The following is a 19,168-nucleotide window of genomic DNA, read 5'->3' on the forward strand; positions in this document are numbered from 1 at the left end:
TATCCCTCCCGGAGTGATCCCGGATTATGTTTCTAAGAGAAACAAGCTTTTAACATTATTTCTACATACTTAACAAATGAACAACAATATTTGCATTTGTTTCAGCAATTTCCCGTACCCAGACCGGCCGCCAGCGGCCAAGGGCCCGCCCCCTGCGGCAAGGCCGGCAGGCTGGCGCGCAGCATTTCATCAATGAAGGCGGCCGGCCGCAGCCGCCCATCCGGCTTGTACCATTGCACCGTCAGATTCATGGCCCCCAGCACGCAGCGCTTGATGACCCGCGCATCGCCGCTCAAGACCCCGGCCTCGACCGCGGCCGCCACGGCGTCCTGCCACATCGCCTCGTAGCGGTCGCTCAATACCTTGACCCTGGCCTGGCTCGGCGCCGACAGGCTGCGCCACTCGTAGACCAGCGCGTTCATCGCGTCGCCGCCGGCGCCGTGCAACATGCTCCACATATGCACACGGAACAGCGCCGCCAGCCGGTCGGCCGGCGTGCGATACCGCGCCAGCGCCTGGCGGCCGGCGTCCAGGACTTCCTGGATGCCATTGTTCATCACCGCCACCAGGATTTCCTCCTTGCTGCGGAAATGATGAAACAGGCTGCCCGATTGCAGGCCCACGGCGCGCGCCAGCTCGCGCACCGTGGTGCGCTCATAGCCATGCTGGCGAAACAGCCGGGCCGCGGTCAGGACAACCTCGGCCCGGCGCAACGATTCGGCGCCGTCCTCGTGGCCATCCGGCGCAGCCGGGCCGCTCATAGCCGTTCGACGATCGTCGCGGTCGCCATGCCGTGCCCGATGCACATGACCAGCAAGCCGAACTGACCGCCGCCGGCGCGCAGGCCCGCCAGCATTTTCGCCATCAACGCCGCGCCGGTGGCCCCCAGTGGATGTCCGTGCGCGATCGCGCCGCCCCACGGATTGACGCGCGCCGGGTCCGCGTCCAGCGTCTTCAGCCAGGCCAGCACCACGCTGGCAAATGCCTCGTTGATCTCGATCCAGTCCAGATCCTGCAACCGCAGCCCGGCACGCTCTAGCGCGCGCTCGGTGGCCGCGATCACGCCGGTCAATTGCAATACCGGGTCCGAGCCGATCGCCACCCGGGCGCGAAAGCGCGCTTGCGGCCGGAGCCCGTCCGCAAGCGCGGCCGCGCGGTCCGCCAGCAACACCGCCGCCGCGCCATCGGCCAGCTGGCTCGACTGCGCCGCCGTCACGTTGCCCTGCCCCGGCGGCCGCAGCGCCGGCAGCAACGCCGCCATCTTGGCCGGATCGGCCCGTTCACGGATCCCCTCGTCGCGCGCGGGCGTGCCAACCGGCCCAGGCAGCAATTCGCTGTGACGGCCGGCGCTGGCCGCGGCCCAGGCGCGCGCATGGCTCTGCATCGACCACGCATCCAGCTCGGCGCGTCCCAGTTGCCACTGCTCGGCAATGCGTTCAGCGCTCTCGATCTGATGGATCAGCGGATAGCGCTGCAACAGGCCTGGGTTGAGCGATTCGAAGCCGCGGAATTCGCGCTGGCCCAAGGTCACGTCCAGGAACATCGGCACGCGGCTCATGCTCTCGACCCCGCCGGCGACCACGTAGCGCATGTCGCCGGCCGCGATGGCCTGCGCCCCCGCATGCACCGCCTGCTGGCTCGAACCGCACATGCGGTTCAGGGCCACGCCCGGCACCGTCTCCGGCAGGCCGGCCAGCAGCGCCGCCAGGCGGCCGATGTTGGCGCCCTGCTCTCCGGCCTGGCTGACGCAGCCGGCGATCACATCGTCTACCTGGCCGCCCGGCAGGCCGGCACGCGCCAGCAGGCCCTGGATTACCTCGGCCAACAGGTCATCGGGGCGCTTGTCAGCCCACCAGCCGCCGCGCCTTCCGAACGGCGTGCGCACCGCTTCCACGATCACCGCTTCATTCATGCTGGCGTCTCCTCGGCGTAGAGCCGTTCGATCTGGTCCGCGTAGCTGCGGTAAATGCTGGCGCGGCGCACCTTCATAGTCGCGGTGACCTCGCCGTCGTCATGGTCCAGCTCTTTGGTCAACAGGTGGAAGCGCTTGATCTGCGCCACCGGCGCCAGCCCCGCGTTGGCGCGCGCCACTTCGGCCGCCACCAGCTCGCGCACCTCGGCGCATTCGGCCAGCGAACGGAAATGGGTAAAGGCGATGCGGCGCGATTCGGCCCACTTGGCCACCGTCTCGAACTCCAGCTGGATCAAGGCCGCGACATAGCGCCGGCCGTCGGCCACGATCACGCACTCCTTCACGTACGGGCTGCTCTTGACCGCGTTCTCGATTTCCGACGGCGTCAGGTTCTTGCCTCCAGCAGTGATCATGATGTCCTTCAGGCGGTCGACGATGCGCAGTTGGCCGTCGCGCACCTCGGCCACGTCGCCCGTATGCAACCAGCCATCGCGCACCGTGTCGGCGGTGGCGGCCGGGTTCTTGTAGTAACCGGCAAACACCATCTCGCCGCGCACCTGCAGTTCGCCCGACGCCCCCAGGCGCCAATCCACGCCCAGGATCGGTTCGCCCACCGTGCCCGCCATCACCCGGTCCGGATGCTGGCCGAAGATCATGCCGGTCGATTCGGTCAGGCCATAGACCTCCACCAGCGGCACGCCCAGGTTGCGGAAGTAGCGCACCACCTCCGGCGCGATCGGCGCCGCCCCCGTCATCGCCACCCGCGCGCGCCGCAGGCCGATGAAGTTCTGCAAGGCGCGCAGCACCAGCCAGTACCACAGCGCATAGGTCAGGCGTTCGCGCGGCCCGCGTTGCCGTGGCGACTTGTGCGCGAACGGCGCGCACGCCGCCAGGGCGCGCCGGTACAACCATTGCTGTAGGCGGCCGGCTTCCTGCATCTTGATCGAGATCGACGCATGCAGCTTTTCCCAGATGCGCGGCACGCCCAGGAAAATCGTCGGCGCCACCTCGCGCAGATCCTCCTGCACCGTGCGGATCGACTCGCCGAAATTGACCTGCGCCCCGAGGTAGATCGGCACGAAGGTCGACAGCATCTGTTCGGCCACGTGGCACAGCGGCAGATACGACAGGTGCACGCTGGCCGCATCCATCCCCAGGCGCTCGGCGATGCCTGGCGCCACACCCCGCATGTTGCGGTAGCTGAGCATCGCGCCCTTGGGCTTGCCGGTAGAGCCTGACGTGTAGATCATCAGTCCCAGGTCGTCCAACTGTTGCGCGTCGAGCCATGTGTTCAGCGCCGCCAGGCCATCAGGCTCGAGCCGCTGGCCATCGGCCTCCAGCTCGGCAAACGCCATGATGCGCGCGCGCTCGGCCGGTGCGTGGGAGCGCAACCCCTTGGTCTCCATCACCACGATCCGCCGCAGCAGCGGCAGCCGGTGTGCCACCTGCAGCACCTTGTCGGTCTGCTCCTGGTCCTCGCACACCACCAGTTCGACATCGGCATGCTCCAGCACATAGCCCATTTCCTCGGCCGGACTGGTCGCGTACACGCCGACCGCCACGCCGCCGACAGCGCCCGCGCCCAACTGGGTCAGCAGCCACTCCAGCCGGTTCTCGGCAACCACCGCCACGCGCCCGCCGCGCGACAGGCCGGCCGCCTGCAGGCCTAGCCCGACGTGGCAGGCGCGGCGCCAATACTCCGCCCATGACACGGGCCGCCAGATGCCGAAGTCCTTCTGCCGGAGCGCAATGGCGGCCGGCTGCCGCCGCGCCTGTTCGCGCAGCATCTGCGGCAACGTCAGTGCCGGCCACTTGTCCGGCGCGGCGCCGGAGGATGCGCGGGCCGGGCTCATGACAGCCAGCGCTTGCGGCGCTTGTAGTGCTTGATATCGCGAAAGCCGCGCGCCTCGCCCGCGCCCCCCACCCCCAGGTAGAACTCGCGCACGTCGGGATCGGCCGCCAACTTCTCTGCCGTGCCGTCGATCGCCACCTTGCCCGTTTCCATGATGTAGCCGTAGTGGGCCACCGCCAGCGCCACCGACGCGTTCTGCTCGACCAGCAGCATCGACACCCCCTGCTCGCGATTGATGCGCGCGATGATGGTGAAGATCGCCTCCACCAGCAGCGGCGACAGTCCCAGCGATGGCTCATCCAGCAACATCAGCTTAGGCTGCGCGATCAGCGCCCGCCCGATCGCCAGCATCTGCTGTTCGCCGCCCGACAGATAGCCCGCCAGGCCGCGGCGCCGCTCGTACAACCGCGGGAAATAGCCATACACCAGATCGAAGTCGGCCTTGGCGCCGGCGCGGCCGCTCAAGGCATAGGTCGCGGCCACCAGGTTTTCCTCCACCGACAGGTCCTCGAATACGCGGCGCCCTTCCATCACATGCGCCAGGCCCGCCCGCACCAGGTTCTGTGGCCGCGCCCCGGCGGTATCAGCGCCGTCGAACAGAATGCGCCCGCGCGCCAGCTCGCCGTCCTCAAGGTCGAGCAGGCGCGACACCGCCTTCAGCGTGGTCGATTTGCCGGCGCCATTGCTGCCCAGCAGCGCCACGATGGCGCCGGCCGGCACCGACAGGGACAGTCCGCGCAGTACCTGCACCGCCTTGTTGTAGACCACCTCGATGTTGTTGATGTCCAGCACCGTCGGCGGCGACGCATCGTGTTCCGGGCTCACGGGCGCCTCACTGCAGCACGATCCAATCGGATGCCGGCACCATCTGCTTCTTCTTGGTGTCGGCCCGGTAGATACGGCCCACCGGGATAGAGTTGCCCTTGATGCTGATGGGCACGCCGATCAGTCCACCGGTGTCGAAGTCCTTGATTCCTTCCAGCGCCGCCTTCATGTTGGCGCTGGTCAATTCCTTGCCTGCCTCCAGCGTGCGCTTGGCCACTTCCGAGAACAGCATCGCCGCCAGGAAGCCCTGCATGTAGCCGGTGCTCTGGTATTGCGGACGCATCTCGCGGATCTTCCTGAGCATCGGCGCATCGGCCGCCTGGTCATAGTAGTAACGATAGGGCATCACGCCCATGAAGCCCTCGGCATCCTCGCCCATCTGCATCACGGTGGAATTGTCCATGGTCCAGAACGTACCCATGTAGCGCGTCTTCAGGCCCATGCGCTTGCCCTGCCCGACGAACTCGGGAATTGGCGCCAGCACGTAGCCGTGGAAGATCGTGAAGTCCGGATCGGCGCGGCGCAGTTTGATGACCTCCGTCGATACGTCCACGCTGCCTGGCGGCGTCATGATCTCGGTGGCCACCGTCAACCCCAGCTTCTGCGCCACCGCGCGCGAACTGGCGATCGGATCGCGGCCGAACTCCGTGTCCGAGTACACGAACGCCACCTTGGCGCCCGGCTTTTCCTTGGCGATGTAGCGCAGCAGGATGCCGAACATTTCCGTGTAGTCCGGCCCCAGCATGAACTGCGCCGGATACTTGGCCGGATCGTTCAATTCGGTGGCGAACGAGGCGCCCGTCATCAGGATCTTGCCCGAGCGATCCAGCTCGGCATTGATGGTCTTGGAAAATCCGGTCGAATCGCCATAGTAGAAGTTCACCTTGTTCTGGCTGGTGATCTTCTTGAAAGCCGCCACCGACGCGTCCACCTTGTAGCCCGTATCCTCCGGCACATAACGCAGCTTGCGGCCCTTGATGCCGCCCTGCTCGTTGATGATCTTGACGTAGTCGGTAATGCCGGCGTGAATGCCCTGCCCGGCAAACGCGAACACGCCGCTCAACGGGATCGAGCCGCCCAGCACCAGGTCCTCCTCTGCCTGGGCCGGCGGCGCCACCGCCAGCGTCATTGCCACGCCCAAGGGCGCCAGCAACTTCGATAAACCGCTGCCTATCCGGATGCGCTTCATGGTTTCGTCTCCTGGTTATCCTGGGGCTGGCCTACGTGCGGAAAGGCCAGAGGTGAAAATAGCGGCGCACGCGGCGCCAGATTTCCGCGAGCCCGTGCGGCTCGAAGATCAGAAAGCCCACGATCAGCAGGCCGAACACGATGGTTCGCACCGGCGAAATCAAACGCAGCGCGTCGCCGCCCACCGGCAGCCAGCCCACCACCAGCTTGAGCAGCTCGGGCACCATGGTCATGAACACGGCGCCCAGGATGGCGCCCAGGATCGACCCCATGCCGCCGACGATAATGGCGGCCAGAAAGAAGATCGACATGATCAGCGGAAAACTCTCCGGCGTGACCACGCGGAAAAAATAGGCCCACAGCCCGCCGGCCACGCCCGCGTAGAACGACGACAGGCCGAACGACAGCAACTTGTAGCGCAGCAGGTGGATGCCCAACACCTCGGCCGAGATGTCGCGGTCGCGGATCGCGATGAAGGCGCGGCCGATGCGGGTACGAAACAGGTTGGCCGCGCCCAGCACCATCAACACCGTCAAGGGCACGATCAGCCAATAGAGCTTGAACGAGGTGTCCAGGTCGATCCCCAGCAGCCGTGCCGGCGGCACCTGCAACCCGCCCGTGCCCCCCGTGAAGGCCCAGTTGGCGAACACGAAGTGCGCAATGAACGACGCCGCGATCGTCGAGATCGCCAGGTACAGGCCCTTGACCCGCAGCGACGGAATCCCCACCAGCAGCCCGCCCAGCATCGCCACCACGCCGCCACCGGCCAGATTCAGCAGCACCGGCGTGCCCAGCCGCAACTCCATCACCGCCACCGTATACGCGCCCAGCCCCATGAAAGCCGCTTGCCCCAGGCTCACCAATCCGGTATAGCCCGTCAGGATGTTGAGTCCGGTCGCGCTGGCCACGTTGATCGCCACCAGGCACGCCAGGTACAGCCAGTAGGCGTCGGCCACGAACGGGAACAGCGCCAGCGACGCCGCCAGCAGCGCCAGCCACAGCCGTTGAGTGTGGGTATCGAACAGCGCCTCGTCGGCGCGGTAGGTCTCTTTCGCGGTCGCGATGCGCATGGCTACAGCCTCTCGATCTCACGCGTGCCGAACAAGCCGTAGGGCCGCATCATCAGCACCGCCACCAGCACCACAAAGGTCGCCAGCAATTTGTATTCGCCGCCCAGGTAGGCGCCGGCCCAGGCCTCCAGCAGGCCGATGAAAATGCCCCCGACAAGCGCCCCCGCCACGCTGTCCAGTCCGCCCACGATCACCACCACCAGCACCGACAGGCCAAACACGCCCATCGACGACGAGATGCCGCCGATCGCGCCCACGATCACGCCCGAGACCGCCGCGATCGCCCCTGCCGCCGCCCATGACAGCGAGAACACCCGCGGCACATTGATGCCCATCGCGTAGGCTGCCCCCTGGTCCGACGCGGTGGCCCGCAAGGCCACGCCGCCGCGCCAATAGCGGAACACCGCCAATACGAACAAGGCCATTGCCAGCGCCACCCAGAACCCGTAGAACACCTTGGGCGCGACGAATGCCTCGCCCAGCATCACCGGCGCGCGCGGCATGAACTCCGGCAGCCGGCGCTGGTCCGCCGTCCAGATCAGTTCCACCACGCCCACCAGGATCGAGGCCAGCCCCACTGTGATCATGAACACCGAAATCGGCGACTCGCCCAGCATCGGCCGGATCGTCACGCGCTCGACCAGCGCGCCCAGCGCGGCCGACAGCGCCACCGCGCCGGCAATCGCCGCCCATATCGGCCAGGCCATGCCGGCGGCAAAGGCATAGAACACATAAGCGCCCATCATCAGGAATTCGCCGATGGCGATGTTCACCACCCGTGTCGCCTTGTAGACAATCACGAACGCCAGCGCCGCCAGCGCATACAGGCCGCCGCTGCCCAGCCCGGCCAGCGTCACCTCCACGAAGAACAGGCCGTCCATCAAGCCGCCTCGCGCAGCCGCCGACGCAGATCGCCGACGTCGCCCGCGCCCAGATAGGCCTTGATGACCTCCGGATCGGCCTGCACCGCCGCGGGCGTGCCGTCGGCGATGACCTGGCCGAAGTTCAGCACCACCACGTGGTCCGACAGATCCATCACCATGCCCATGTCGTGCTCCACCATCAGCACCGTCACGCCCCACTCGGCGCGCGCGTCGAGGATGAAGCGCGCCATGTCGTCGGTCTCCTCGCGGTTCATGCCCGCCACCGGCTCGTCCAGCATCAGCACCTTGGGCTGCATCGCCAGCGCCCGCGCCAGCTCCACCCGCTTGCGCAACCCGTACGACAGCGCCGCCACCGGCGCGTGGCGGATGTGGTCGATCTCCAGGAAGTCGATGATGCGTTCCTCGATATCGGCGCGCAGCGCCATTTCCTCGCGCCGCGCCCGTCCCAGGTACAGCAGCGCGTCCAGCACATTGGTGCGCAGGTGGGCATGGCGCCCCAGCTTGATGTTGTCCAGCACCGTCATGCCGCGAAACAGGGCGATGTTCTGGAAACTGCGCGCCAACCCCAGCCGCGCGCGCTCGGGCGCCGCCACGCGCGTGATGTCGCGGCCCGCGAAGCGGATGGCCCCCGCGGCCGGACGGTAGAAACCCGATATGGTGTTGAACAGCGAGGTCTTGCCCGCGCCATTGGGGCCGATGACCGTGGTGATGGACCCGGGCGCGACACGAAAGCCCACGCCGGTAAGCGCCTTGATCCCGCCGAACGCCAACGTGACCCCATCCACCTCCAGCAAGGGAGGGCTATCGGATTGATCCACCATTTGTCTCCTCGCTGTGATCGCGAAGCTGTTTTTTTTAATGGCGGTGAATCAGCGTAGCCCCGAGGCAGGCGATGCGGCGAACCTGTCTTTTACCTACGCTGTACAGCGCCGGAAAATCGTTCTATGCGTTACGCTTGCGGCTCGGACGGCAACCGAGCAAGCGCTTGGTTGCGACCTTAGCATCGTGGTTTTTGGATCGAAAGTTGGTATTTACCCGATAACGGAGACAAGCCATGACCCCTGCTCTGCCGGTATTTCCCACCCTGCTGCTGGAGGCCGGCGACGGCATCGCCACGCTGACGCTGAACCAGCCCGCCACCTTCAACGCCATCGACATCGCCATGGCCCAGGACCTGCAGCGGGCGGCCCAATGGCTCGATACGCGCGCCGACATCCGGCTGGTGCTGTTGCGCGGCGCGGGCAAGGCCTTCTGCGCGGGTGGCGACATCACGCTGTTCGAAGGCGACGTCAATGCGGTGCGCGCCAGGCTGCTCGAGCTGTTCACGCCGCTCAACGACTTCGTGGCGCACGTCGCGCGCATGGACAAGCTCTGGCTGGCGCAGGTCCACGGCGTCGCGGCCGGCGCCGGCCTGTCTCTCGTCCTGGCCTGCGACCTGGCCATCGCCGATGCCGACACGCGCTTCATGACCGCCTACCTGAAACTCGGCGCCACGCCCGACGCCGGCATGACCCACGGCCTGAACCGCCTGCTCGGCCCGCGCCGCGCGCTCGACCTGCTGCTGCGCCCCGATGCCTTCACCGCCGCGCAGGCACATGCCTGGGGGCTCATCAACCGCGTCGCCGACGCCGGCCAACTGGCGCCGCAAGCACAAGCCTATGCGCAACAGCTGGCCAGCCACGCACCGCACGGCATCGCCGGCGCCAAGCAGCTGCTGCGCAGCGCCGCGCAGGCATCGCTGGAGACACAACTGGCCGAAGAAACCGCCTGCTTCCTGCAGACGGCCCGGCGCGAGGATTTCGCCGAAGGCGTGCGCGCCTTCCGCGAAAAGCGCGCGCCGCGCTTCCAGGGCCGCTGACACGCGCGCAGCCCCGCGTCAGAACTTGTAGGTGACGCTGGCGATTGCGCTGCGGCGCGCGCCATACCAGCAATCGCCGCGCGACAGACACGTGGCCAGATAGGTCTTGTCCGTCAGGTTGTTGACGTTCAAAGCATAACGCCAGTGGCTGGTTTCGTACGCCATCATGGCGTCCACCAGCCACACCGGCGACAGCTTGGGCGCGTCGCCATCGCGGAACGATGACATCCAACGCGTGCCCGCGCCCACCGTGAAACGCCCGTCCAGGTTGTCCAGCGCGAAACGGTACCGGCCCCATGCCGCCGCCTGGTGGCGTGGAATGCCTTCGAGCTGTGGATCCAGGTCGATGTAGTTGTAGTGCGCGATCACGTCGAACGACGACGTCACCTGGCCGCGCCATTCCAGTTCCAGGCCGCGCGTGCGCGTCTTGCCGGTCTGCACGTTGTTCAGCGCCGACGTCGGATCCGGCACCAGGCGGTTCTTCTCCCGCAAGTCGTACACCGAGGCCGTCGCCAGCTGACCGCCATCGGCGGACTGGTACTTCACGCCCGCCTCCCACTGCTTGCCGCGCAGTGGCTGGTACAGTTCGGGCACGTCACCATCCGGTGTGCGGCGCGTGGTGCTGGCCACCGGCGTGAATGATTCGCTGTAACTGATGTAGGGCGACCAGCCATTGCTGGCCGCGTACATCAGGCCGAAGCGCTTGGTGGTGGCCTGGGCCTTGTCCGTATTCCCGCCCTCGAGCTGGCTGCGCGCGCGGTCGTGCCGCAGGCCAGCCGTCACGATCCAGTGCTGGCCGATTTTCATCTGGTCCTGCAGGTAGATGCCCGTCTGGCGCTGCGTGAAACGCGGCTCGCCGGTCAGCTCGGGGATGTAGCCTTTGCCGTACACCGGGTCGTACGCATCGATCGTATCCTTGCCGCTGCCGCTCTCGCGGTCGCGTCGATAGCGCACCCAATCCAGCCCCAGCAGCAACTTGTGCGTCACCCCGCCGGTGCGCACCTCGCCGCTCAGGTGCTGGTCCAGCGTATCCATGCGCACCTTGGTGATGGTGTCATCGGCATAGCGGCCGATGATTCGCTGGTTGACCGGGTCAGCGGCCCAGCCGCCGGGCAGGCTGAACGAATCCGCATAATGCGTGAAGTACGTCACCTTGTTGTTGGCGTGCCGGAACCCCTGGCTGAACGCCCACTTGTCGTTGAACTTGTGCTCGAACAACCAGCCGAACGTACGGCGTTCGGAATCGTAGCGATCATGATCCGGTTCACCGATGAAACGATAGGTCGGAATAGTGCCGTTGGGATTGGGCGTGCGCATGCCGGACCACGGCATGAACTGCGCGGTCGAACCCGACTTGTCCTTCTGATACAGCGCCTGCAAGGTCAACGTCGTCGCCGCACTCGGCCGCCACGTCAGCGATGGCGCCACCAGCGTGCGGTCATCCGGCACATGATGCACCTGGGTATCGGCATCGCGCTGCAACGCCACCAGGCGATACAGCCACTGGCCATCCTCGGTGATGGGCCCCGTCAGGTCGATCTGCGCCTGCTTGCGCCCGTGATTGCCCAGTTGCACCCCAACTTCGCGCTGTGTCTCGGCGAGCGGGCGCTTGCTGACCAGGTTGATGAGGCCGCCCGTGCTGCCCTGGCCGTACATCATGGCCGCCGGCCCGCGCAGCACCTCGATGCGCTCCAGCATGTACGGATCCGGGCGGGTCGTGCTGGTGTAGTAATCGAACGCCTGGCGCATCCCGTCCAGGTAGACATCGACATCGGTCCCCCGCACCCGCACGCTGTCGCTACGCGCATCCAGGCCGTAGGCATCGGAGCGCACCCCAGCCGCATAACCGAGCGCATCCTGCAGGCTGGTGGCGCCCTGGTCCACGATCTGGTCGCGCGGCACTACGGTAATTGACTGCGCGGTCTCGTTCAGCGGCGTGTCGGTCTTCGTGGCGGTGGCCGAGCGGGTGGCGGCGTAGCCCAGGACCGGGCTGGTGGCCGTCTCCGCGCCCCCCCTCCACCCTGACCGACGGCAGTGTGGTCGGTTCCACAGGCGCCGGCTGTGCTGTCAGCGCTGCCGGCAAGACACTCAGCGCCGCCACCAGGCCGGCACGGCGGGACATGGCAGGATGAAACATCGACGTAGCTCCCTTTGACGAATTTTAGAGAGCCAGATGTTAATGTTTCTCGTTATTGAAATGGTTCCTTTTCCCTACAAAGGAAAAGGCTTCTCCTGCCCGAAACGGGGCTCCGCCTTCCGGCGCATCAGGGAAAACGACAAGAAAAAGGCGCCCCGAAGGGCGCCCTGCCGGCAGGCTGGCGGCTCAACCGCGTCCTGCCCGCAACTCCACCGCCTGGGCCCAGCGCCGCGCCACCGACGGCGAGGTCGCGCAGGTCGCCGACTCGGTCACCACGCGCACCGCGCGCTCCAGCAGTTGGATGTCGGCCTCGTGCTGGCGCGCCACATGCGGATCCTCGAAGAAGATGACGCGCTGGCACTGGTGCTCCAGCACCAGTTCCGCAATTTGCGCATCGCCGCCCAGCGGCCCGCTCAGGTAACGATGCACCCACGGCGTGTCCTTGGGCCAGCCGCGCGACCATGCCAGTTCGTTCAGGCGGCCGCCGGTGGTGCCGGTGGCCACGCGCCGCGCGAACTGCGACAACACGTCGAAGTGCTCGGCCGCGAACGCCACCATCTCGTCCTTGAGCGCATCGTGCGCGATCAGCGCCAGTGTCTGGCCGGTGTAGTTGAACAGGCGCGATGCCGACACGTCCGGCGCCAGGCCCGCATGCACGCGCTCGACCTCCATCCATTCGATGGCGCCGGCCAGCGTCGAGATGAACGGCCGGCCGTGCGTGATGCACTGGCGCTTGAGCGCCAGCGCCTCGGGGAAGATCGACGACGGATCGACCGGATCGATCAGGTAGATCGCGCCATCGAACGGCGCCTGGCCATCGCGGCCCTCGGTCACGCGCGCCACCAGCTTCATCAGCCCACCCTCACGGCCATACGGGTAGCGGATCAGGCCGGAATAGCCCTGCAGCATGCCCTCGCGCACAATGGCATCGTGCGTGCGGCCCACGGTATGCAGCTGCACCCCCAACTCGCGGATGGTGGACGAACAGGCCCGCAACCACGTGAACAGGGCAGCGTCGGGCGTTTCATGGTGCAGTCGATTGGCGGCCAGGCCAAAGCGCAATGGGGCAGCGGGCATCGGTAGACTCGAATGACAAGGACAACGAAAAGAGCCTTGATGATACCCCGCGCGCCCCGCCCCAATGAAAAAAACGCCCTTCGGGAGCGTTTCGCAGGCGGATCAGTCGGCCTCGTCGATCCAGGCCATCTGAATGGCCTCCAGGATCTTCTCGCCGCTGCGTTCCGGATCATCATTGAAGCCGGGCAAGGCCAGCACCCATTCGCGCAACTGCGTGAAACGCAGCGTCTTGGGGTCGACGTCCGGATGGGCGTCCACCAGCGCCTCGGCGATCTGGTAAGTATCAGTCCACTTCATCAATGCCCCTCTTTCGCGTGGTTGATGGTGTACTTGGGAATCTCCACCGTCAGGTCGGTATCCGCCACCAACGCTTGGCACGACAGGCGCGAGGTCGGCGTCAAGCCCCAGGCCTTATCCAGCAGATCCTCTTCGTCGTCGGTCGCGTCTTCCAGCGACGAATAGCCCTGCTTGACCACCACGTGACAGGTCGTACACGCGCACGACAGTTCGCAAGCGTGCTCGATGTCGATGTGGTTGTCCAGCAGCACGCGACAGATCGACACGCCCTTGGGCGCGTCCTCTATCACGGCGCCTTCAGGGCAATAGTCGGGATGAGGCAGTACGGTCAGTTTCGGCATAGCTTCCTATCAGGCAATCTCGTCAAGTTTGCGGCCGGCCAGCGCGGCGCGGATGCTGCGGTCCATGCGGCGGGCGGCGAATTCATCGGTCGCGGCCGACAGGGCCTCGACCGCGGCCTTCACCGCGTCCACGTCCTGCGCCTCCTGGGCGCGGGTGGCCGCCTGCAGGCAGTCATCGACCCGTTGGCGTTCCTCGGCATTGAGCAGGTCACCATCGACCGCCAGCGCGGCCTGCACCGATTCGACCAACTGGCGCGCTTGCACCTGCTGCTCGCGCAGCATGCGGGCGCGGGCATCGCTGTCAGCCTGCGCCACGCTGTCGGCCAGCATGCGCGCGACTTCGTCGTCGCTCAGGCCGTACGACGGCTTGACCGACACCGCCGCCTCCACGCCCGTGCTCTGTTCACGTGCGGTCACACTCAACAGGCCATCGGCGTCCACCTGGAACGTCACGCGGATGCGCGCGGCGCCCGCCACCATCGGCGGAATGCCGCGCAGTTCGAAGCGCGCCAGCGAACGGCAATCCGTCACCAGGTCGCGCTCGCCTTGCAGCACATGGATGCTCATGGCCGTCTGGCCATCCTTGAACGTCGTGAATTCCTGCGCGCGCGCCACCGGAATGGTGCTATTGCGCGGAATTACGCGCTCGACCAATCCGCCCATGGTTTCCAGGCCGAGCGACAGCGGCGTCACGTCCAGCAGCAGCCAGTCCTCGCCCGGCGCGCGATTGCCAGCCAGCAGATTGGCCTGCAGCGCGGCGCCCAGCGCCACCACCTGGTCCGGATCCAGATCGGTCAGGGGCTCGGTGCCGAACATCTCGCCGACCGCGGCGCGCACCACCGGCATGCGCGTGGCGCCGCCCACCATCACCACGCCGCGCACATCGACCGGCTTCAGCGCGGCATCGCGCAGCGCCCGGCGCGCGCTGTCCAGCGTGCGCTGCACCAGCGGCTGCGCCAGCGCCTCGAACTGGTCGCGGGTCAACGTGTGGTCGATCACCTGGCCACTGGCCAGCGCCAGTTTCAGATTGGCGTCCTGCGCGTCGGACAGCGCCTCGCGCGCCGCGCGCGCCGCCATCAGCAAGCCGCGCCGGTCGGCGTGCGTCAGGCCGGCCGCGCCCGCGGCCGCCACCACGTGATCGACGATGAGCGAATCGAAGTCGTCGCCGCCCAGCGCCGTATCGCCGCCAGTCGAGATCACCTCGAACACGCCCTGCGTCAATCGCAGGATGGAAATATCGAAGGTGCCGCCGCCCAGGTCATAGACCGCGTACACGCCCTCGGCGGCATTATCCAGACCGTAAGCGATCGCCGCGGCGGTCGGCTCGTTCAGCAGGCGCAGCACGTTCAGGCCGGCCAGGCGCGCCGCGTCACGGGTCGCCTGGCGCTGGGCGTCGTCGAAATACGCCGGCACCGTGATGACGGCGCCCACCAGATCGTCGCCCAGCACGTCCTCGGCGCGCTGGCGCAACACCGCCAGGATCTGCGCCGACACCTCCACCGGGCTCAGGTCGCCCTGCGCGGTGCGGATGCGCACCATGCCGGGCGCCTCCACGAATTCATACGGCGCGCGGGTAGCGCGCGCCTCTTCCAGCGAGCGCCCCATGAAACGCTTGACCGACACCACCGTGTTCAGCGGATCCTCGGCCTGCTGCGCCAGGGGTTCGCCGCCCGTGGTGACCTTGCCGTCGGGGTAATAGCGCACCGCCGACGGCAGCAGCACATGACCCTGCGCATCGGGCAGGACTTCGGCGACGCTGCTGCGCACCGCGGCCACCAGGGAATTGGTCGTGCCCAGGTCGATCCCCACCGCCAGCTTGCGCTGGTGCGGCGCGGGCGATTCACCGGGCTCGGATATCTGCAATAAGGCCATGATTGTTTTTTCTGTTCAGTAGGCGGCGCGGTCCAGGCGCCCGGTGGCCGGGCCCTCCCCTGCCGCCCGGGGCTAGGGATGAGCGTGGGCCAGCTCTTGCGCCAGCTTTTCCACGAACATCCATTCCCGCACCTTGAGGCCCGCGGCGGCGTAGTCGCGCCGTTCATCGAGCAGGCGCGTCAACTCGCCGCGCATCTGCAGGCGGGCTTGCTCCAGCTCGGTCCGCAGTTCGGCCAGGACATTGGCATCGTCACGCGCGTCGTCCATCATTTCGCGCCAGGTCATCTGCTGCATCAGGAAAGCCGTGTCCATCGACGTATTGCTCTCGGTCTGCAGATCCACGCCGGCCTGCTCGCACAGGTAGCGCGCCCGCAACAGCGGATCGCGCAACTGGCGATAGGCCTCGTTGGCGCGCGCCGCCCACTGCATCGCCACGCGGCGTTCCGCGGGGCTGGCGGTGGCAAAGCGGTCGGGATGCACCTGCGCGGCGACGGTGCGCCACGCTGATTCCAGTGCCTGGGCGTCCAGGTCGAAGCGTGCCGGCAAGCCGAACAGGCTGAAGTGATCGTCTCCAGCCAAGACTTACACCGTGAACGACTCGCCGCAGCCGCAGGTCGCCTTCTCGTTGGGGTTGCGGAACTTGAAACCTTCGTTCAGGCCTTCGCGGGCGTAGTCCAGCTCGGTGCCGTCCAGGTAGGCCAGGCTCTTGGGATCGACGAATACCTTCACGCCGAAGCTCTCGAACACCTGGTCCTCGGGCGCCGCGTCGTCCACGTACTCCAACTTGTAGGCCATGCCGGAACAACCCGTCGTCCTAACGCCGAGGCGCAAGCCGATCCCCTTGCCGCGCTTTTGCAAGTAGCGGCCGATGTGGGTGGCAGCCTGTTGGGTCAGGGTAACGGACATGTTCAGCTCGCAACAGCTTCGGCCGGAACCGAATGCTTTTCCTTGTAGTTCTGCACGGCGGCCTTGATCGCGTCTTCGGCCAGGATCGAGCAGTGCACCTTCACGGGCGGCAGGGCCAGTTCCTCGGCGATCTGCGTGTTACGGATGTTCATCGCCTCGTCCAGCGTCTTGCCCTTGACCCATTCGGTCACGAGCGAGCTCGATGCAATGGCCGAGCCACAGCCGTAGGTCTTGAAACGCGCGTCCTCGATGACGCCCGCTTCGTTCACCTTGATCTGCAGCTTCATGACGTCGCCACAGGCCGGCGCGCCGACCATGCCGGTGCCCACCGAGTCGTCCGACTTGTCGAACGAGCCGACGTTGCGGGGGTTTTCGTAGTGATCCAGGACTTTGGTGCTGTAAGACATGTTAGTTCTCCACGTATTCTTTGGCGCGGGCGCTCAGTGCGCGGCCCACTGCACGGTATTCAGATCGATGCCTTCCTTGGCCATTTCCCACAACGGCGACATGTCGCGCAGCTTGCCGACACGGCTCTTGAGCAGTTCGATGGTGTAGTCCACTTCCTGCTCGGTGGTGAACCGGCCCAGCGTGAAGCGGATCGAGCTGTGCGCCAGCTCGTCGTTGCGGCCCAGGGCGCGCAGCACATAGGAAGGCTCCAGGCTGGCCGAGGTGCAGGCCGAGCCGCTGGACACGGCCAGTTCCTTGATCGCCATGATCAGCGACTCGCCTTCGACGTAGTTGAAGCTGACGTTCAGGTTGTGCGGCACGCGGTGGTCCATGTCGCCGTTGAGGTAGACCTCTTCGATCTGCGACAGACCGGCCCAGAGGCGATCGCGCAGCATGCGGACGCGCTCGTTCTCGGTTCCCATTTCCTCGCGGGCCAGGCGGAAGGCCTCGCCCATGCCGACGATCTGGTGCGTGGCCAGCGTGCCCGAGCGGAAACCGCGCTCGTGGCCACCGCCATGCATCTGCGCCTCGATGCGCACACGCGGCTTGCGGCGCACGTACAGCGCGCCGATGCCCTTGGGGCCGTAGGTCTTGTGGGCCGAGAACGACATCAGGTCGACCTTCAGCTTCTGCAGGTCGATCTCGACCTTGCCGGTGGCCTGCGCGGCGTCGACGTGGAAGATGATGCCCTTCTCGCGGCAGATCTCGCCCAGGGTTTCGATGTCCTGGATGACGCCGATTTCGTTGTTCACCATCATCACCGAGACCAGCACGGTGTCGGGGCGCAGCGCCGCCTTGAACACGTCCAGGTCGATCAGGCCGTTGTCCTTGACGTCCAGGTAGGTCACTTCGAAGCCCTGGCGCTCCAGTTCACGACAGGTGTCGAGCACGGCCTTGTGCTCGGTCTTGATGGTGATGATGTGCTTGCCGCGTTCAGCGTAGAAGTTGGCGGCGCCCTTGATGGCCAGGTTGTCCGACTCGGTGGCGCCGGAGGTCCACACGATTTCACGCGGATCGGCGTTCACCAGCTTGGCGACTTCCTCGCGGGCGCGCTCAACGGCATCCTCGGCTTCCCAGCCGAACGAGTGGCTGCGCGAGGCGGGGTTGCCAAAGCTCTCGTACAGCCAGGGAATCATTTTTTCGACGACGCGCGGGTCGACGGGGGTCGTGGCCGAGTAGTCCAGATAGATCGGGCGGTTGGTCATTTCTACAACTCCTACTGCTTATACGGTGGCATTGGCCGCGACGGCGGTGGTCGGGGCGTTGGCGGCGGTATTGTTGGCGCCTCCCACCCGGTTCACGCGCACCGCGCAGGCCTGCGCTTGATTGTTGGCTTCCTGCAATTGGCGCACACGCTGTTGATCGACCAGATCCTGCAGCGACACCGAATCCAGGTAATCGACCATCTTGCGATTCAGCGTGGCCCAGAGTTCATGCGTCATGCACTTGCCGGGCTTGCCGTCGTTGCCGCTCGTACAGTCCCGCTTGCCGCCGCAGCTGGTGGCGTCCAGCGGTTCGTCGACGGCAAAGATGATGTCGGCCACGGTCACATTGCGCGCCAGGCGCGCGAGCGAGTAACCGCCGCCGGGGCCGCGCACGCTGTCCACGAGTTCGTGGCGGCGCAGCTTCCCGAACAGCTGTTCCAGATAGGAAAGCGAAATATTCTGACGCTGGCTGATGGCCGCAAGAGTGACCGGGCCGCTATGTTGCCGCATAGCCAGATCGATCATGGCAGTCACGGCGAAACGCCCTTTGGTAGTTAGCCGCATGGTGAATTCCCTGTGATTCGGCAATGGCCGCCGGCGAATCCGACGACCAATACCCGAGTAATTGGCTCAAGTATAGCAAATTCCCGAGTAATTTGGTATGACTCCCGGCTAGAAAAAACCGCGCAATTGCGCGGTTTTTTCACTGCCTGTTCGCTAGGCGCCCCACAGGGCGTCCCGGCACACCAGGGGCCTCAGGCCGCCTGATATTGGGTAGCGCGCTTGGAGACCAGTTCGAGCACACCTTGACAGGCATCTTCGAGGTAGTCCAGCACCTTGCCAAAGCCGTCGGCGCCGCCGTAGTAGGGATCGGGCACGGTGGCCTCTTCGAACTCATTGGCAAAGCGCATCAGCAGCATCAGTTTGTGCTGGTAGGCCTTGGGGCACTGTTGCTGCATGGCGGACAGGTTGTCCCAGTCCATGGCAAGGATCAGATCGAAATCGCGGAAGTCCTCCGCGGTGACCTGACGGGCCTCACAGTGCGTGATCTCGTAGCCGCGCTTGCGCGCCGCGGCCTGCGCCCGGGCATCAGGCGCCTCGCCGATGTGAAACGCGTGCGTGCCCGCGGAGTCGATGCGAACCACATCGCCCAAACCCGCGTCGTTCACCAAATGGCGAAACACGCCCTCTGCGCTCGGCGAGCGACAGATATTGCCCATGCAAACGAAAAGTACCTTGGTCATCATGGAAGTAAGTGTGCGGGAAAACCCGAGATAAGGCAAGCTTTTTTTGTGTC

General features: G+C 66.2%; 19 protein-coding genes and 1 pseudogene. 1 reads left to right on the top strand and 19 read right to left on the bottom strand.

The window, feature by feature from the left end:
• Positions 1–101: 101 nt before the first annotated feature.
• The 8 genes from HV701_RS02435 to HV701_RS02470 all read right to left on the bottom strand — a co-directional run bounded on the left by HV701_RS02435 (position 102) and on the right by HV701_RS02470 (position 8,552).
• Positions 102–761, bottom strand: coding sequence for a TetR/AcrR family transcriptional regulator (locus HV701_RS02435; protein ID WP_175131544.1), 660 nt, complete (start codon positions 759–761; stop codon positions 102–104).
• Positions 758–1,912 carry a thiolase family protein gene (locus HV701_RS02440; protein WP_175131545.1) on the bottom strand — a complete coding sequence of 385 codons (1,155 nt, stop codon included), beginning with the start codon at positions 1,910–1,912 and terminating at the stop codon, positions 758–760. Before HV701_RS02440 ends, HV701_RS02435 begins: the two co-directional genes overlap by 4 nt.
• Complete coding sequence (locus HV701_RS02445; protein WP_175131546.1) at positions 1,909–3,765, bottom strand: AMP-dependent synthetase/ligase; 1,857 nt, start codon at positions 3,763–3,765, stop codon at positions 1,909–1,911. Before HV701_RS02445 ends, HV701_RS02440 begins: the two co-directional genes overlap by 4 nt.
• Positions 3,762–4,556 (bottom strand): ABC transporter ATP-binding protein, encoded by a 795-nt coding sequence (locus tag HV701_RS02450; protein WP_175131650.1) that lies wholly within the window; start codon positions 4,554–4,556, stop codon positions 3,762–3,764. Before HV701_RS02450 ends, HV701_RS02445 begins: the two co-directional genes overlap by 4 nt.
• Positions 4,557–4,596: 40 nt before the next feature.
• Complete coding sequence (locus tag HV701_RS02455; RefSeq protein ID WP_420867800.1) at positions 4,597–5,718, bottom strand: ABC transporter substrate-binding protein; 1,122 nt, start codon at positions 5,716–5,718, stop codon at positions 4,597–4,599.
• 91 nt (positions 5,719–5,809) lie between these two features.
• Positions 5,810–6,847 carry a branched-chain amino acid ABC transporter permease gene (locus HV701_RS02460; protein WP_175131548.1) on the bottom strand — a complete coding sequence of 346 codons (1,038 nt, stop codon included), beginning with the start codon at positions 6,845–6,847 and terminating at the stop codon, positions 5,810–5,812.
• A gap of 2 nt (positions 6,848–6,849) precedes the next feature.
• Positions 6,850–7,728, bottom strand: coding sequence for a branched-chain amino acid ABC transporter permease (locus HV701_RS02465; protein ID WP_175131549.1), 879 nt, complete (start codon positions 7,726–7,728; stop codon positions 6,850–6,852).
• Positions 7,728–8,552, bottom strand: a complete 825-nt coding sequence (locus HV701_RS02470; RefSeq protein WP_175131550.1) for an ABC transporter ATP-binding protein — start codon at positions 8,550–8,552, stop codon at positions 7,728–7,730. The genes HV701_RS02465 and HV701_RS02470 overlap by 1 nt, the downstream gene beginning before the upstream one ends.
• Before the next feature lie 233 nt (positions 8,553–8,785).
• Here HV701_RS02470 and HV701_RS02475 point away from each other — a divergent pair, with 233 nt between their 5' ends.
• Positions 8,786–9,589 carry an enoyl-CoA hydratase/isomerase family protein gene (locus HV701_RS02475; RefSeq protein WP_175131551.1) on the top strand — a complete coding sequence of 268 codons (804 nt, stop codon included), beginning with the start codon at positions 8,786–8,788 and terminating at the stop codon, positions 9,587–9,589.
• 18 nt (positions 9,590–9,607) lie between these two features.
• Here the strand turns inward: HV701_RS02475 and HV701_RS02480 are convergent.
• The 11 genes and pseudogenes from HV701_RS02480 to HV701_RS02530 form a co-directional block, all read right to left on the bottom strand.
• Positions 9,608–11,726, bottom strand: a pseudogene (locus HV701_RS02480) (TonB-dependent siderophore receptor).
• A 186-nt stretch (positions 11,727–11,912) separates the two neighbouring features.
• On the bottom strand, positions 11,913–12,803 hold the full coding sequence (locus HV701_RS02485) for a methylglyoxal synthase (RefSeq protein WP_175131552.1): 891 nt from the start codon (positions 12,801–12,803) through the stop codon (positions 11,913–11,915).
• A 102-nt stretch (positions 12,804–12,905) separates the two neighbouring features.
• A complete protein-coding gene (iscX, locus tag HV701_RS02490) occupies positions 12,906–13,100 on the bottom strand; it encodes a Fe-S cluster assembly protein IscX (RefSeq protein ID WP_175131553.1) in 195 nt (64 codons plus the stop codon).
• The gene (gene fdx / locus HV701_RS02495) at positions 13,100–13,441 is read right to left on the bottom strand and encodes an ISC system 2Fe-2S type ferredoxin (RefSeq protein WP_175131554.1); all 342 of its coding nucleotides are present in this window, start codon (positions 13,439–13,441) and stop codon (positions 13,100–13,102) included. Before fdx ends, iscX begins: the two co-directional genes overlap by 1 nt.
• 9 nt (positions 13,442–13,450) lie before the next feature.
• A complete protein-coding gene (gene hscA / locus HV701_RS02500) occupies positions 13,451–15,313 on the bottom strand; it encodes a Fe-S protein assembly chaperone HscA (protein WP_175131555.1) in 1,863 nt (620 codons plus the stop codon).
• Between the two features lie 72 nt (positions 15,314–15,385).
• Positions 15,386–15,892 carry a Fe-S protein assembly co-chaperone HscB gene (hscB, locus tag HV701_RS02505; protein WP_175131556.1) on the bottom strand — a complete coding sequence of 169 codons (507 nt, stop codon included), beginning with the start codon at positions 15,890–15,892 and terminating at the stop codon, positions 15,386–15,388.
• A gap of 3 nt (positions 15,893–15,895) precedes the next feature.
• Positions 15,896–16,219: an iron-sulfur cluster assembly protein IscA gene (iscA, locus tag HV701_RS02510; RefSeq protein ID WP_006386172.1), complete on the bottom strand. Its 324-nt coding sequence runs from the start codon at positions 16,217–16,219 to the stop codon at positions 15,896–15,898.
• Positions 16,220–16,221: 2 nt separating this feature from the next.
• Entirely contained in the window at positions 16,222–16,626 is a 405-nt protein-coding gene (gene iscU, locus HV701_RS02515) for a Fe-S cluster assembly scaffold IscU (RefSeq protein ID WP_006386173.1), read from the bottom strand.
• A 33-nt stretch (positions 16,627–16,659) separates the two neighbouring features.
• Positions 16,660–17,871, bottom strand: coding sequence for an IscS subfamily cysteine desulfurase (locus HV701_RS02520; protein WP_175131557.1), 1,212 nt, complete (start codon positions 17,869–17,871; stop codon positions 16,660–16,662).
• Positions 17,872–17,889: 18 nt separating this feature from the next.
• Positions 17,890–18,435: a Fe-S cluster assembly transcriptional regulator IscR gene (gene iscR / locus HV701_RS02525; RefSeq protein WP_175131558.1), complete on the bottom strand. Its 546-nt coding sequence runs from the start codon at positions 18,433–18,435 to the stop codon at positions 17,890–17,892.
• A 191-nt stretch (positions 18,436–18,626) separates the two neighbouring features.
• Positions 18,627–19,118 (bottom strand): low molecular weight protein-tyrosine-phosphatase, encoded by a 492-nt coding sequence (locus tag HV701_RS02530; protein ID WP_175131559.1) that lies wholly within the window; start codon positions 19,116–19,118, stop codon positions 18,627–18,629.
• Between the last annotated feature and the right edge of the window lie 50 nt (positions 19,119–19,168).

The organism is Achromobacter pulmonis (genome assembly GCF_902859765.1).
GTDB lineage: Bacteria > Pseudomonadota > Gammaproteobacteria > Burkholderiales > Burkholderiaceae_B > Achromobacter > Achromobacter pulmonis.

Coding starts and splice junctions, on each gene's coding strand:
- HV701_RS02470 (WP_175131550.1), bottom strand. CDS start 8,552: ATGGTGGATCAATCCGATAGCCCTCCCTTGCTGGAGGTGGATGGGGTC.
- iscA (WP_006386172.1), bottom strand. CDS start 16,219: ATGTCCGTTACCCTGACCCAACAGGCTGCCACCCACATCGGCCGCTAC.
- HV701_RS02520 (WP_175131557.1), bottom strand. CDS start 17,871: ATGACCAACCGCCCGATCTATCTGGACTACTCGGCCACGACCCCCGTC.
- HV701_RS02465 (WP_175131549.1), bottom strand. CDS start 7,728: ATGGACGGCCTGTTCTTCGTGGAGGTGACGCTGGCCGGGCTGGGCAGC.
- fdx (WP_175131554.1), bottom strand. CDS start 13,441: ATGCCGAAACTGACCGTACTGCCTCATCCCGACTATTGCCCTGAAGGC.
- hscA (WP_175131555.1), bottom strand. CDS start 15,313: ATGGCCTTATTGCAGATATCCGAGCCCGGTGAATCGCCCGCGCCGCAC.
- HV701_RS02435 (WP_175131544.1), bottom strand. CDS start 761: ATGAGCGGCCCGGCTGCGCCGGATGGCCACGAGGACGGCGCCGAATCG.
- iscX (WP_175131553.1), bottom strand. CDS start 13,100: ATGAAGTGGACTGATACTTACCAGATCGCCGAGGCGCTGGTGGACGCC.
- HV701_RS02455 (WP_420867800.1), bottom strand. CDS start 5,718: ATGACGCTGGCGGTGGCGCCGCCGGCCCAGGCAGAGGAGGACCTGGTG.
- HV701_RS02445 (WP_175131546.1), bottom strand. CDS start 3,765: ATGAGCCCGGCCCGCGCATCCTCCGGCGCCGCGCCGGACAAGTGGCCG.
- HV701_RS02485 (WP_175131552.1), bottom strand. CDS start 12,803: ATGCCCGCTGCCCCATTGCGCTTTGGCCTGGCCGCCAATCGACTGCAC.
- iscU (WP_006386173.1), bottom strand. CDS start 16,626: ATGTCTTACAGCACCAAAGTCCTGGATCACTACGAAAACCCCCGCAAC.
- HV701_RS02475 (WP_175131551.1), top strand. CDS start 8,786: ATGACCCCTGCTCTGCCGGTATTTCCCACCCTGCTGCTGGAGGCCGGC.
- iscR (WP_175131558.1), bottom strand. CDS start 18,435: ATGCGGCTAACTACCAAAGGGCGTTTCGCCGTGACTGCCATGATCGAT.
- HV701_RS02530 (WP_175131559.1), bottom strand. CDS start 19,118: ATGATGACCAAGGTACTTTTCGTTTGCATGGGCAATATCTGTCGCTCG.
- HV701_RS02460 (WP_175131548.1), bottom strand. CDS start 6,847: ATGCGCATCGCGACCGCGAAAGAGACCTACCGCGCCGACGAGGCGCTG.
- HV701_RS02440 (WP_175131545.1), bottom strand. CDS start 1,912: ATGAATGAAGCGGTGATCGTGGAAGCGGTGCGCACGCCGTTCGGAAGG.